The organism is Sphingobacterium tenebrionis (genome assembly GCF_037126265.1).
Taxonomy (GTDB): Bacteria; Bacteroidota; Bacteroidia; order Sphingobacteriales; family Sphingobacteriaceae; genus Sphingobacterium; species Sphingobacterium tenebrionis.
In genome coordinates this window covers 58023-72710 of sequence record NZ_JAYLLN010000015.1, presented here as the reverse complement: position 1 = coordinate 72710, position 14688 = coordinate 58023, and the positions used below count along the sequence as shown (strand labels likewise).

Below are 14688 nucleotides of genomic sequence, written 5' to 3'. Positions count from 1 at the left end.
GCAGCTTTGATTTTTGGACCTAAGGCCGTTTTCACAAATGCCTGTTGTTCTGGCCAGAACATCAACAAGGAAGCGGAGTTGCCCGCATTCAATGGCTCATTTTGAGGCGTAATGGAATAGATATTGATCCCTTGAGCGGCCATCGCCTGAATCCATTTTACGAAGTAGGTGGCATAATCCTGGTAATATTTAGGATTTAAGTGCCCACCGGTCCAAGACTCATGCGGTTTAAGATCGGTCAAGTTGTTCACCTTCATCCAAGTTGGCGGCGTCCAAGGCGAACCCATGATCTTAATATCTGGATTGATCGCTAAAATCTCCTTTAAAACCGGAATTACATATTTCAATTCCTCTTCTTGAAGGGCAAAGTTTTCGATTCCTGGTTTATCTGCCAAGGTATATTCACTCAAAGAGAAATCGGAACAGCCGATAGCTATACGGATATAGCTCTGGCCCATCCCTTCGGTCGGAGAAAAGGTTTCCTTCAAAAACTTAGCACGATCTGTTTCACTCATCTTCAGCAGGTTGTAAGCTGTTGAACCGGTAATTGCAGAACCGAAACCATCCATGGTCTGAAAAGTCTTAGACTCGTCGATCTTGATGGTTTTTGGCGACATGCTTGCCGTTTTATTGAAATTAACAAAAGTTCGCTCGAAATCCTGGCTCATGGAGGAGGTCGTTGTATAGATCTTTACATCGCCAGAAGTTGGATTGGTCGGCTTGATCGGATCGCCACCGTTAAAGTTGTCATTTCCACAGGCAATCATTCCTGTGGTCAGGACGCTAACAGCTAAAATATATTTCTTGAAATTCATCATGTTCTAAATTAATAACCTAAGTTTTGTTTGATATTTGGGTTTTGATCGATGATCGCCTGTGGAATTGGAAGTCTATACGAATTCTCACTAAACTGATAAACTTGTGCTTTTCTTCCCGAATCCTTGGCAAAAACGGCATTCATCACAGCTTCTACCTTATTGTTTCGCACTAAATCGAACCATCTTTGGCCTTCAAATGCCAATTCCAATCTTCTTTCTTTCATTAAAGCATCCAACATGGCATCCTTGCTCGCTTTGGTCGCGCTGCTTAGGCGAGGTAGTTTTACACGCGTACGAACTTTATCGATGATGTCTGCAGCAGCAGCTAGGTTTGGTCCATCCTTCTGGATCAATGCTTCTGCTTTCAGCAACAATAAATCCGCATATCTGAATTTAATGATATTGCTATATGCTGAACGGGTTTTATACATAAAAGGATAGTTATTGGATGGATAGTAATTACTCCATTTGGCTTCGTAATAAACGATCGATTCGGTATAACGGATCTGATCTGCCTCATTGGTAAAAGCTTTGATCAGGTCACGTGATGGGGTTACCCATTTTGCCCAGTCAAAAGCATTGTTATAATTGGAAAGATCCCTTCCGAACATCCAAGTTACCCAGTTACCATTTCCTACAAAGAATTGAGCTTCCAGAATACTTTCTTTTGAATTTCTTTTCTTTGCATCTGCGGTTCCTTCCACCACACCAAACAGATCGGTAAAATCAGCTTCCAGGTCAAAACCATCCGCAGCTAATTCATCTGCATATTGGATGACTTTGTTATAGTCGCGCAAAGGTTTTTCGGCATATACTTTCGCCAATAACGCTTTCGCTACTGATTTACTGAATCTTGTTTTATTGGCATTATCATTTGCAGGTGCATCCACCAACGCTTCTAACAAATCTTTTTCAATCTGTTGATAAGCTTCTTTCTCTGTTTTTTGCTCAGGGAAATAGTCTTTGTAAACATCCTTGATGGTCTCAGAGGTAATATCACCCGCGATGGTAGTTACCACCGGAATATCACCGAACAAACGAACCATATCGAACATCACCATACCACGGAATATTTTTGCCTCTGCTTTCATTCTTCTACGAATAGCTTCCGTAAGCGTATTGTCCTGTACAGAATCGATATATTGGATCAGGATATTTGCCCTTGCAATATCTTCCATGTACCTTTTCCAATCGCGTTCAACTACCGAGTTGGATCCTTCGATCGAATTGTTTTCAAAAGGTACCACCTCTGCTCCGGTAGTTCCGGCATAGGCATTATCCGAATGGGATTCGGCGATCAATAAAACATCCAGATACCAATGTTCTTGACGGTCGCGCATTTGGTTATAGATGGTCAGCATATGGGCTTCCACTGCTGCTCTATCCTTGAATACCACCTTTTCGCCTGTCTCAGAAACACCTTCGGTCACTTCCGAAAAAGTATCGATAGGATCTTTATCTAAAGAACAACTACCCAACAATACGACGATTGCCAGTGCTGCTAATTGATATATTAAATTTCTTTTCATTGCTTTCAATTTTTATTACCTAAAACTCCAAGTTCAGACCCACCACAAATGATTTGCTCTGTGGATATGTTCCCCAATCAACACCTTGTACCACCCCACTATTTCCATATTGGTTCACCTCAGGATCTAAACCTGTGTATTTTGTGAAAGTGAATAGATTAGAAGCAGAAACAAATGGCTGTAATCTGTTAATTCCGATGCGATTCAACACCTCTCCTTTGATATTATAGGATAAGGATACATTCTTAACCCTTAAATAGCTACCATCCTCGATAAAGTAGGTAGAGTTCAACATATTATATCCTGCTTTAGGCACTTCAGTGATCTGCCCAGGTACTCTCCAACGTTGCAATACACGAGTAGATTGATTCTTTCCATCATACATCCCTTCAGTTTCCATACGGGAAGCATTGAAAATATCATTCCCTTGTGAACCTTGTAGGAAGATGCTCAGGTTGAACCCTTTATAGCCAAAATTATTGGTCAAACCGAAGGTAAAGTTTGGATTCGGATCTCCGATAAACGTACGGTCAGAAGATGAAATCCTGCCATCGCCATTGATATCCTGATAAATCATATCTCCAGTCTCTGGATTTACGCCTTGGCTAATGTAGCCAAAGAAACTTCCCATTGGTCTTCCAGGCATGTTGCGAACCACATAATCGTTCACTACTTCTACTGTTCTCGCCGCTGGATAGATCTGTTGTAGATCCAAGCTAACCAATTTGTTTTTATTGAAGGAAATATTGAAAGCGGTATTCCATTTGAATTCACCAACCAGGTTTTCGCTAAGGATATTCGCCTCAAAACCTTTATTGCTCATTTCTCCCTCATTACGCACGATGTTATTTGCTGTCTGTCCTTCAGGAAGAGTAACATACATCAACATATCGTTGGTAGTTTTGTTGTAATAATCCAAATTCACAGTCAAGCGTTGGTTGAATCCTGTAAAGTCTAAACCTACATTGACTTGTTTGGTATTCTCCCAGTGAAGATCTGGCGTACGAAGGTTTGCACGCGTGATGGTCACTAAAGAATTTTGTTTGTTTTCTTCGAACCAAGGTTCACGGCTGATATTATATCTTTCCAAATAAGCATAATCTCCAATTCCATCTTGGTTACCGGTTAGACCCCAACCTCCACGTATTTTAAAGTCGTTGATCCAGGCTACATCCTTCATAAAATCTTCTGAAGAAAGTCTCCAAGCTGCAGAAAAGGATGGGAAATAACCCCAACGGCTGTCAGGATGAAGCTTTGAAGATCCATCCGCACGCATATTTCCGGTGATGATGTATTTACCATCATAATTATAGGAAAGACGGCCGAAGTAGGACATAATCGCCCAATCGGATGCCCCAGAACCTGTTGCTGTCCAAGAAATCTTATTGGCTGCATTTAAGGTCTGGATCATGCCTGGTCTATAATGTGAGGCATTGATATAACTATTGGTATAGTCAGAACTGGTATAGGATGTACCCACCATCGCTTCAAACCCATGCTTTTCTACATTCTTATTGTAGGTCAACACATTATCAAAGGTCGTCACCGTATTCATGTTTCTCGAATCGGCACCTTCACCAAATTGGTTTCTACCCCAAGAGGTAGTCAAAGGATCTAAGAAAGTAGTAGAGATGGCGTTTCTACGATCCAAAGCAAAAGTCGTACGCAGATTCAACTCTGGCATAAACTTGATGATCGCAGAACCGGAACCGATAAACCTGTTCTCTCTATTCTTATTATTGCTGGTACGGGCAATGTTTTCCAATGGGCTATTGATATTCACCCCATAGAAATTATTGTAATATTGTCCTGGCATGAACGGATCCCAAACAGGAGCATACGTTGGCGTATTGATGGTCGACATGATTACACCACCACGGTTAGCTCCCGTACCTTGGATAATGCCATTTCCAGCATAATCGGAGTAGGAAAGATTTGCATTGAAAGTCAACCATTCGCGGATATTATTCTCGATATTTCCGCGGAAGTTATACCGCTTGAAAAATGCTTCATTAATAATCCCTTTATTATTTACATATCCACCGGAAATCATATACTTCAATCGCTCGCTACCGTCCGAAACCGACACTTGATAATCCTGAATCACCCCTGTACGGAATGTTTCATCAAACCAGTTGGTCTGATCCGTCAAATTGCTTGGAAGATTGATCATGCCGATTTCGTCCTGTAGCTCTTTGTATTGAGCAGTATTTAATGGTGTGATCTTGTTTGTGATTTTGTTTTGGGTAGCCAACATGTTGAAGGTAATCTTCGGAGCACCCGTTTTACCTTTTTTGGTGGTAATCAAAATTACCCCATTCGCACCGCGAGAACCATAGATTGCTGCCGATGAGGCATCTTTCATGATCTGAATATCGGCAATATCGGTTGGTGATAAAAAGTTGATGTTATCTACAGGCACATTATCAACGACGTATAAAGGGTTATTACTTCCATTAAAGGAGGTTGTACCACGAACACGGATCGATAATCCAGCGTCTGGTGCACCCGAAGTTTGGGTAACAGAAACCCCCGCTGCGCGTCCTTGGATCGCCTGCTCAGCAGATACGATCGGCCTTTCGTTGATATCATCCAAAGAAACGGATGATATCGCCGTCGTCACATCTTTTCGCTTAACAGAACCATACCCGATCACAACGACATCCTCTAGGGTGTTGGTCGCACTCTTTAAGGAAACTGTCAGATCGGCCTTGGAAATGACCTCTTGGCTAACATAGCCGATAAATGAAATCCTCAACTTGGAATTGGCAGGAACATTTGTCAATGTAAATGATCCCCCATTGTTGGTTGAGGTTGAATTGGATCCGCCAATTACGGAAACCGTAGCTCCAGCTATGGGTTCGTTTGTGGATTCATCGATTACTTTTCCGTTTACCGTTAGATTGGTTTGGGCATATGACATGCTGAAAAAAACCGTAAAAAGAAAAAGTAATAGACCTTGCTTAACTTTAGTAAAAAGTTTCATGGGTGTATAACTAGTTTATAATTTAAAATAATTCAGGTAGAACCTTAATCCTTGTTACCAAAGTTAAGCAAGGAATAAGCTGATATTACGAAATGGTTAAGGCTAATTTTAAAAAAGTAAACGAAGTAAAGCAAAAACCACTATCAGTCAACAAAATAGATGTTTTTACAGAGAAAAAAAGTAACCCATTTTAAGGTTGAATCGTCATGTTTCCGATCTCTTTGATGCGTTCATCGAAGTCTTCTTTGGAACCAATGACCTTATTTTTCACTTTCACGCGGTAGTTATAAACCGTTCTTAAGGAGTACCGGAGGAACTGGGCAATCTTGGTGGAATCAGAAATTCCCAAACGAATCAAGGCAAAGATCCGAAGCTCGGAATTCAACAATTCGTCAGGTTTGAGGATGATTTGTTCCTCAGGTTTCAATAGTTTATTGAACTCTTGTATAAAGGTTGGATAAAGACTCAAAAAGATCACATCGAAATGATGGTAAAGATCTTCCAGTTCCGTTTTGATGTTATCCTGGGATTTCAATTCTTTGGTCAGTTCATCGTATTGTTTGCTGGAAAGCTTTTTGAGCATGCTTTTCCGATTATGATCCAGTTTTTCAATATAAGAGGAGCACAGTTCAAAAAACTGCGCCATATATTCTTCCTTGACAAGGTTGGCTTCCTGAAGATCATCATTAACCTTCAATAACTCGGCATTCAGTAATTGGAGTTCGTTATTCACATTATTCAGGTCCTTTCGGGCTTCCTTCAACCGCTTCATCTGCAAATAAACCACGATCAGCACCAATAACAACAAGGCAGACATGATACTAATGGTATACAGGAAGGTAGTGAGTTGTTTCTTCCTAGCTTGTTCCTTTTCCTGAAAGGCCGAATTGATGATCGGATAAAAGGAGGAGTTTTCAATGGTTCGGTACCTCACATTACAGAAAAGGGCATCTTCCATGGCCTCCTGTATAAATAGGTAGGCCTTATCAATATCATTTTTTTCAAAATAAACCAAGGCAAGGCTCTGTAGAGAGGCATTATCCTTCACGGAATTCTTGATATCGGTAATCGCAGATAGCCCAAAATAATAGATCTGCTTTTCGCGATTTGACCGCATCTTATGTACCAGCCCCAATAGATAGGCAATTACGGCCCTTTCATGGTGCGGTTCCTCATACTCACTGAGTAATTTTAGGAATGCCGTCTCGGCACTATCCAGGTTATTGCGAAATAGATCCCTGGTCGCCATGATCAAGCGATGGTCCAAAGAATTTTCAGGAATAACCGATAAAAGGGAGTCCCGGTAGATCTCGCTTAAGGTAAAATAATGATTATAATTAGTACTTTGACCGTAATGGGAGTAAAAGTCGGAATAGGTACGATAATAATCGGCCAACAATTCATCGGCTAATCCCTTTCGGTGGATCTGCTTTAGGATATCATTGGATTCAATAAATCGACCGGCCGATGAATAAAGCCCCGCCAATTGGATATGGGATTGGTTCTGCTTAAATACATCATTCAGTTCATTGGCCAACTGCAGATTCTGATTGACATAATAGATCGCCGAATCCATCTGATAGGTAAGGAAAGCCTTATATAACTTCAAATGGAGGTCATAGCGGGTATTGATACTTTTGGTATTGCGCAAAGCCTCTTTGATCTGAAAGATATCCTTCAATTTGACGCGTTCAAATTCCATTTTCCGGGCAAGGGTATTCTGCAATTCCCTTTCCACCGAATCGGTAGATACAGATATGGCAGTATCATCGGCAAACAATAGCTTGCCCATGGATAACATAACCCATAAAATGAATATTCTTAATAACATCAGGTAATAATTGTCTATTTATCTTCTTCTTCGTTCTCCCACCAATCGCTTTTCAGATCATCGATCTCCCGACGGTCCTTTTTAGTTGGTCGCCCGGTACCACGATCTCTTTTGAGGACTGGCGCATGGAATACGGATTTGAAACCATAGGTTTCTTCTTCCGGTGTGTGATCTTCGTAAAATTGAACCGCAGTTTTGGCATCCACCCTCCTCTCCAAAAGGCCGGTAACTAAGATAACCTTTCTTTCGATCCCTTTTTGTATGCTGTATTGATCGCCAACTTTCACCACCGCAGATGGTTTTACGTTCTGCCCTTTCAATTTCACACGTCCTGCTTTGCAGGCTTCCGTAGCCAAACTCCTGGTCTTAAATAAGCGAATTGCCCACAAATATTTATCTATTCGTAATTTCTCTTTCTCTTCCGCCATAATAACAAAAATAGGGATAGTTTCTTATATTTGTGCCTAATTATTATAAGTTCAGCAATCATTATGACAGAAATAAGCAACCTGAAGAAACTAGTTGAAGAAGCTTGGGAAAACAGACAATTATTAGAATATAAAGAATACTTTGAAGCGATCGCTTTTGTGATCCAAATGTTGGATGAAGGAGATCTACGTGTAGCGGAGCCTGTTGGTGAGCGTTGGCATGTGAACGATTGGATCAAAAAAGCGGTAATCCTTTATTTTCCAATCCGTGCGATGAAAGAGATCAAGAACGATCCTTTTGTTTACCACGATAAAATGAAATTGAAATCCAATTACAAGGATCTTGGTGTTCGTGTAGTACCTGGTGCTTCGGCAAGATACGGTGCATTCTTGGCTAAAGGGGTAATCATGATGCCTTCTTATGTAAATATTGGTGCTTATGTAGATGAGGGAACGATGGTGGACACTTGGGCTACGGTAGGTTCCTGTGCGCAGATCGGTAAAAACGTACATCTAAGTGGTGGTGTTGGTATCGGTGGTGTTCTAGAACCTGTTCAAGCTGCTCCAGTAATCATAGAAGACAATGTGTTCGTTGGTTCTAGAGCTATTGTGGTAGAAGGTATCCGTGTGGAAGAGGAAGCAGTATTGGGTGCAAACGTGGTATTGACGGCATCTACTAAGATTATTGATGTTTCTGGTCCTGAGCCAGTAGAATATAAAGGCTATGTTCCTGCACGTTCAGTCGTGATTCCAGGTTCTTATACCAAGAAATTCCCTGCGGGAGAATATCAGGTACCTTGTGCCTTGATCATCGGACAACGTAAAGAATCTACAGATAAGAAAACATCGTTGAACGATGCCTTACGTGAGCATAACGTAGCGGTTTAATTTATTCATGAACAGAGCATTTATCGATAGGGAGGATCTCCATCAGGCTTTAGAAACCTTAAAAGCTGGAGGGATCATCTTATATCCTACGGATACCATCTGGGGTTTAGGCTGTGATGCGACAAATCCAGAAGCGGTAGAAAAGATCTTTGCCTTAAAGGGCAGGGATAAGGGTAAGAGCATGATTGTATTGTTGGCCAATGATAATCAGTTGCAAAGTTATGTGAAGGAAATACCGGAAGTTGCCTATGAATTGATCGAGGCGAGCGATAAGCCATTGACGATCATCTATTCTGATGCTAAGAACCTGGCTGAAAATGTGATCGCAGAAGATGGGAGTATTGGTATACGCATCGTCAACCATCCTTTCTGTGAGCAGTTGATCCAACGGTTCCGGAAGCCTATCGTTTCTACCTCGGCTAATATCAGCGGACAACCATCCGCAGGAACTTTTGATGAAATTGACCCTGAAATTAGAAAAGCTGTCGATTATGTTGTTAAATTTGGACAAGACAACCATGCGGAAGGTAAAGCATCGACCATCATGAAGCTTGATCCAAGTGGTAAATTTGAATTTATTAGAAAATAATATGAAAAAATTACTAACCATTTTTGTTGCTGTATTCGCGATGATCAGTATCAGCCAAGCGCAACAAGCCATTACACCTGCCAAAGTCGGTGTGAACTACGGAAAGAAAATCGATAAAAAAGGAGCTATTTCTGTAAAACAATTAGAGCAATCCTTTGCTAAGGCCGAATCTTTCAACGGAAAGATCGAAGGAGAAGTGGTTCAGGTATGTAAGAAAAAAGGGTGTTTCCTGACCATCAAACGTGCTGGTGATCAAGAGCCGATCATGGTTCGTTTCACGGACTATGCTTATTTTGTACCGGAGGACTTGGTTGGAAAGACCGTAGTTGTTGAAGGGAAAGCAAAAGTTAAAGAAACAACGGTAGAGTGGCAAAAACACTATGCCGAAGATATGGGAAAAAGCAAGGAAGAGATTGCGAAGATTACTAAGCCACGTAAAGACATCTCTGTTGTTGCAGATGGTGTTTTAGTTGTAAAGTAAACCTAAAAACCTTATTTTGGAGGCTGTAAATGAAAATTTACAGCCTTATTTATTTTTAAAATCCCGGCATAATGTCTATTTTCCAAACTTCTAGCTGTCAAACGATTCAGATCAATGGTCAATTGATGGATTTCAGTAGGCCCAAGATCATGGGGATATTGAATGTTACGCCAGATTCTTTTTTTGATGGCGGGAAGCATAATGGTTTAGATGAAGCTTTGCGACATACGGAGCGTTTGCTTTCTAAAGGTGCAGATATCATCGATCTAGGTGCGTATTCGAGCCGGCCAGGAGCAAAGGATATAACTGCACAGGAAGAGATGGACAGGGCCATCCCTGTTATTGAGGGCATTAGGAGCGAATTTCCAGATGCGATTATTTCGGTGGATACCTTTCGTGCAGAAGTAGCAAGAGCTAGTGTACAAGCGGGAGGACATATCATCAATGATATTGGCGGCGGGACTTTAGATCCCTTGATGTTCGAAACGGTAGCGGAATTGCAGGTTCCTTATATTTTGATGCATATGCGCGGAACACCTTCCACCATGCAACAGCTAACGTCGTATGAAGATGTGGTCAATGATGTGGCAGTACATTTGGGAAATGCGGTGGCTCAATTACGTGCGCTTGGTGTGAAAGATATTATTTTGGATCCAGGATATGGTTTTGCCAAAACCGTTGAACAGAATTATGAACTTTTGATGCGGGTGGACCAGCTTCATTATTTTGGTTTACCGATCTTAGGTGGTATTTCGAGGAAGTCCATGATCTATAAAAAATTGGACCTGAAACCTGAGGAAGTTTTACCAAGTACCATCGCATTGAATACCTTATTATTGGAAAGAGGCGTTCAACTCCTTCGTGTACACGATGTGAAAGAAGCTAAACAACTTATTGATTTATTTTTCTAAAGAACCTTTATTTGATTGATTATTTTTACTAAACCCCTATATTTTGAAAAGAACTAGAGACATTATCACCATTGGTTTTGCCTTATTTGCCATGTTTTTTGGCGCCGGAAATTTACTTTTGCCACCCTATATCGGACTTCAGATTGGAGATCATGTTGGGATAACCATATTAGCATTTGGTTTGACCGGAATACTATTGCCTTTTTTTGGAATCCTTTCCATCGTAAATTCTGGTGAAGACTTTAATGACCTTGGTGGAAGGGTGCATAAGAACTTGGCTCCAATCCTCGGATCGATCATCATGTTATGTATTGGTCCAATGATCGCCATTCCAAGAACCGCCGCCACGACCTTTGAAGTGGGGATCCTTCCCTCCTTTCCGAATGCACAACCCATCTGGACTTCTATCGCTTTTTTTGCCGTAACTTGGCTGTTGACGATTGCTCCCTCAAAAGTGGTTGATATCATCGGGAATTTCCTAACGCCTATGTTATTGGTTTTGTTAATAGGTTTGATTGTATTGGGCGTGATGAATCCAATAGCAGATTACAGTACTTCTGCATTGAGCACTGCCGAGTCGTTTACCCTAGGTTTTATTGATGGTTACCAGACCTTGGATGTATTGGCGTCTGTGATCTTTGCAGGAATAATAATCATGGCTTCTAAAGCAAAAGGTTATAAGGATATTAAATCGAAGAACTATGTGGTGATTGCTGCAGGTGCTCTGGCGGCTGTTTGTCTGTTCATTATCTATGGTGGATTGATCTATTTGGGTGCGACCTCTGGGATTTCGGATACGGGTATCAAACGCTCTGAATTACTGATCTATATTTCCAGGTCGATATTGGGCGAATATGGCACCATTGCCATTGCAATTAGTATTGCATTGGCCTGTTTGACCACTGCTATTGCCTTGACTTCGGCCATTGGAACTTTCTTTTCGGAACTGACTGGGAATAAACTGGGGTATAAATTGTTGGTGACGATTTGTTGTGTGGTTTCCTGTGTGCTTTCTATTACCGGCGTCGATAATATCATCAGTTTTGCTTATCCGATATTGAGTTTTGTGTATCCAATTGTGATTACACTGGTAATTTATTATGTGTTTTTTGGAGCTTTTGTGAAAAGTAAATTGCCTTATAGATTGGCACTGGCGGCATCAACGTTGATGGCTATAATTGGTTTGCTGAAGCAATTTAACCTCTTGGGAGATGGGATGATTGATAAATTGAATCATATCCCGTTTTTTGCGTATGATCTGGGCTGGGTTGTCCCTTCTTTGATCGGTTTTGTGATTGGGATCTTGATAGCCACCCCGTCATTGCGAGGAAGTAACCCGTCATCGTAAGGACGTAACCCGTCATTGCGAGGAGGCACGACGAAGCAATCTTAACAATACAATCTCTAACCCATAAGGCCCCATAAAAAATGTCATGCTGAGCGAAGTCGAAGCATCTGTACGCCATTAACGAACAGATGCTTCGACTACGCTCAGCATGACAATACCCCCCTATCTCACCATACTTCCAGCAGATACCTCAGATATTGGATTTACAAAATCCAATCTTCCATCCGCATCCTCTGCCATCAGAATCATCCCTTGGGATTGTATTCCTTTTATCTCTCTAGGCTCCAAATTCACCAAAATAGAAACCTGTTTACCAACTATCTCCTCAGGTGTAAAGTGCTCCGCGATTCCAGATACCACTGTCCTCTTATCAATACCAGTATCAATCGTCAACTTCAACAACTTCTTCGTCTTCGCCACCTTCTCAGCGGTCAAAATCCTTCCTACCCGAATATCCAATTTCCCAAAATCATCAAAACTGATATTTGGCTTTTGTGGTGCCTTAGGAGCTGCTAAAGCATTTTGCGCTTTTGCATTCGCCAATTTCGTCAATTGAAATTCCACCTGCTCATCCGTAATCTTCTCAAACAACAATTGTGTCTCTCCCAATAAATGGCCATTGGCTAATAAATCAGCTTTACCTGCATCTTCCCAAGATTTTGCAGACAGGTTCAACATTTCAAAAACCTTTGTACTGGTAAAAGGTAAAAATGGCTGTCCCATCACCGCTAAGTTTCCAACAATCTGAGCAGCTACAAAAAGCACAGTCTTAACACGCTCTTCATCAGTTTTAATAACCTTCCAAGGCTCTTCATCAGCCAGGTATTTATTTCCTAAGCGGGCAGCATTCATAAAGGTTGCCAAAGCTTCGCGGAAACGGTATTGCGATAGGGATTGTTTGATCTGCGCAGGAATTTTTGCCAACTCATCCAACACCTCCTGATCAGCTGCAGTCAATGGAGAACCCATCAAAACCTTACCATCAAAATATTTATGGGAAAGAACCATAACCCGGTTCACAAAGTTTCCAAAAATCGCTACCAATTCATTGTTCACACGTGCCTGGAAATCCTTCCATGTAAACTCACTATCGGAGGTTTCCGGAAGAATAGAAGTCAGCATATAACGCAGTTCATCCTGTTTGCCAGGGAACTCTTCTAAATATTCATGTAACCAAACCGCATGGTTTCTGGATGTCGATAATTTATCCCCTTCTAAATTCAGGAATTCATTGGCTGGAACATTCTCCGGTAAGATATATTCCCCATGGGCATGTAAAATCGCTGGGAAAATAATGCAATGGAAAACGATATTATCCTTACCAATAAAATGGATCAAGGTGGAATCATTTTCTGGGTTACTTTGCTTTTTCCAATAATCTTCCCAATTCTTACCTTCATCGATTGCCCATTGTTTGGTGGCAGAAATATAACCGATTGGTGCATCCAACCAAACATATAATTTCTTGCCCTCGGCTTCCTCTAAAGGAACATCAACCCCCCAATCCAAATCGCGTGTCATCGAACGTGGTTGCAATCCTGACTTCAACCAAGATTGGCATTGTCCAAACACATTGGATTTAAGTTCATTTTTCTTTCCTTCGATCAACCATTTCTCTAACCACGGTTGATATTTATCCAAAGGCAGGTACCAATGCTTGGTTTCCTTCAATATAGGCGTTTTACCGCTTAGAGTAGACTTTGGATTGATCAGATCGGTTGGGTTCAAGGAAGTACCACATTTTTCACATTGGTCGCCATAGGCGCCTTCATTGTGGCAATGTGGACAGGTTCCCACGATATAGCGATCGGCCAAGAACTGATGATATTCCTCATCATAATATTGCTCAGAGAAACGCTCAATGAACTCTCCTTTTTCATAAAGATTCAAGAAGAATTCTTGAGACAATTGATGGTGGATCGGCTCCGAAGTACGGTGATATATGTTGAAAGAGATCCCGAACTGCTCGAAGCTCTCCTTGATCTGAAGGTTGTATTTATCAATGATCTCCTGTGGAGTAACGCCTTCTTTTTTGGCTTTGATGGTAATGGCTGCACCATGTTCATCAGAACCACAGACATAAACCACATCCTTTTGGTTCAAACGTAGAAAACGGACAAAAATATCTCCGGGAATGTATGCACCGGCCAAATGACCGATATGCAATGGACCATTAGCATAAGGTAATGCTGATGTTATGGTATAACGTTGTTTGCTAAATATATCCAAGGTTTGTGTGTTTTTAATGAATTCCAACAAAATTGTCGGCTAGCAAAGATACAGCAAATTGCCAAAAAAAATGTATATTGTCCTAACCAAAAAAGCACTAATACTTATTATACATGCGAAATTCAAAGATAGACATCGGTTTACTAATTATCAGGTTAGTCATTGGGGCAACCATGATTGCTTTCCACGGATTACCGAAATTAATGGGTGGTCCTGAGCTATGGACTAAGATTGGAGGATCTATGAGCAATTTGGGCATTAACTTCATGCCTACCGTATTTGGTTTTTCAGCAGGGTTGGTGGAAAGTCTGGGCTCTGTCTTTTTGATGTTGGGATTATGGACCAAACCGGCTTCTATATTTTTAGCATTAACAATGTTGGTAGCCGCTCTAAATCATTTGGCGAAAGGGGATGGCTTATCCGGAGCTTCCCATGCTTTGGAGTTCATGGCCGTATATATTGCATTTGCCATTATGGGACCTGGAAAATTAAGTATCGATAAGAAATAAATACCCCTAACGTATTTTATCCGTTTTCTTGGGCTTGCTTCCCACCTAGAACTTCAGAATATGTTTGAATTAGGGGTGTAATCGTAGTTTAAGTATGCTTAAAGCAGGGTTAAAGTACGGGCCAAGTATATAAAACATACA

12 protein-coding genes are annotated in these 14688 nt (G+C 41.1%); 6 read left to right on the top strand and 6 right to left on the bottom strand.

What is annotated here, in order from left to right:
• The 5 genes from VJ786_RS07995 to VJ786_RS07975 all read right to left on the bottom strand — a co-directional run.
• A partial coding sequence (locus VJ786_RS07995; protein ID WP_437129011.1) for a glycoside hydrolase family 30 protein occupies positions 1-818 on the bottom strand: 818 nt, incomplete at its 3' end.
• A gap of 8 nt (positions 819-826) precedes the next feature.
• Positions 827-2347: a RagB/SusD family nutrient uptake outer membrane protein gene (locus VJ786_RS07990; RefSeq protein ID WP_336557569.1), complete on the bottom strand. Its 1521-nt coding sequence runs from the start codon at positions 2345-2347 to the stop codon at positions 827-829.
• Between the two features lie 19 nt (positions 2348-2366).
• On the bottom strand, positions 2367-5270 hold the full coding sequence (locus VJ786_RS07985; RefSeq protein WP_336557568.1) for a SusC/RagA family TonB-linked outer membrane protein: 2904 nt from the start codon (positions 5268-5270) through the stop codon (positions 2367-2369).
• A 253-nt stretch (positions 5271-5523) separates the two neighbouring features.
• Positions 5524-7125, bottom strand: a complete 1602-nt coding sequence (gene susR, locus VJ786_RS07980) for a SusR family glycan utilization regulator (protein ID WP_336557567.1) — start codon at positions 7123-7125, stop codon at positions 5524-5526.
• 53 nt (positions 7126-7178) lie between these two features.
• Complete coding sequence (locus VJ786_RS07975; RefSeq protein WP_336557566.1) at positions 7179-7592, bottom strand: RNA-binding S4 domain-containing protein; 414 nt, start codon at positions 7590-7592, stop codon at positions 7179-7181.
• A gap of 63 nt (positions 7593-7655) precedes the next feature.
• Here VJ786_RS07975 and VJ786_RS07970 point away from each other — a divergent pair, with 63 nt between their 5' ends.
• From VJ786_RS07970 to brnQ, 5 genes are all read left to right on the top strand, one after another.
• A complete protein-coding gene (locus tag VJ786_RS07970; protein WP_336557565.1) occupies positions 7656-8480 on the top strand; it encodes a 2,3,4,5-tetrahydropyridine-2,6-dicarboxylate N-succinyltransferase in 825 nt (274 codons plus the stop codon).
• A gap of 7 nt (positions 8481-8487) precedes the next feature.
• Positions 8488-9069: an L-threonylcarbamoyladenylate synthase gene (locus VJ786_RS07965; protein ID WP_336557564.1), complete on the top strand. Its 582-nt coding sequence runs from the start codon at positions 8488-8490 to the stop codon at positions 9067-9069.
• 1 nt (position 9070) lies between these two features.
• Complete coding sequence (locus VJ786_RS07960; RefSeq protein ID WP_336557563.1) at positions 9071-9550, top strand: DUF4920 domain-containing protein; 480 nt, start codon at positions 9071-9073, stop codon at positions 9548-9550.
• A 71-nt stretch (positions 9551-9621) separates the two neighbouring features.
• Positions 9622-10461, top strand: coding sequence for a dihydropteroate synthase (folP, locus tag VJ786_RS07955; protein ID WP_336557562.1), 840 nt, complete (start codon positions 9622-9624; stop codon positions 10459-10461).
• Between the two features lie 43 nt (positions 10462-10504).
• On the top strand, positions 10505-11809 hold the full coding sequence (gene brnQ, locus VJ786_RS07950) for a branched-chain amino acid transport system II carrier protein (protein WP_336557561.1): 1305 nt from the start codon (positions 10505-10507) through the stop codon (positions 11807-11809).
• A gap of 162 nt (positions 11810-11971) precedes the next feature.
• On the opposite strand, the gene metG is transcribed toward brnQ, so the two are convergent.
• Positions 11972-14038, bottom strand: a complete 2067-nt coding sequence (gene metG, locus VJ786_RS07945; RefSeq protein WP_336557560.1) for a methionine--tRNA ligase — start codon at positions 14036-14038, stop codon at positions 11972-11974.
• Positions 14039-14151: 113 nt separating this feature from the next.
• Here metG and VJ786_RS07940 point away from each other — a divergent pair, with 113 nt between their 5' ends.
• Positions 14152-14547: a DoxX family protein gene (locus VJ786_RS07940; protein ID WP_099367711.1), complete on the top strand. Its 396-nt coding sequence runs from the start codon at positions 14152-14154 to the stop codon at positions 14545-14547.
• Positions 14548-14688: the final 141 nt, after the last annotated feature.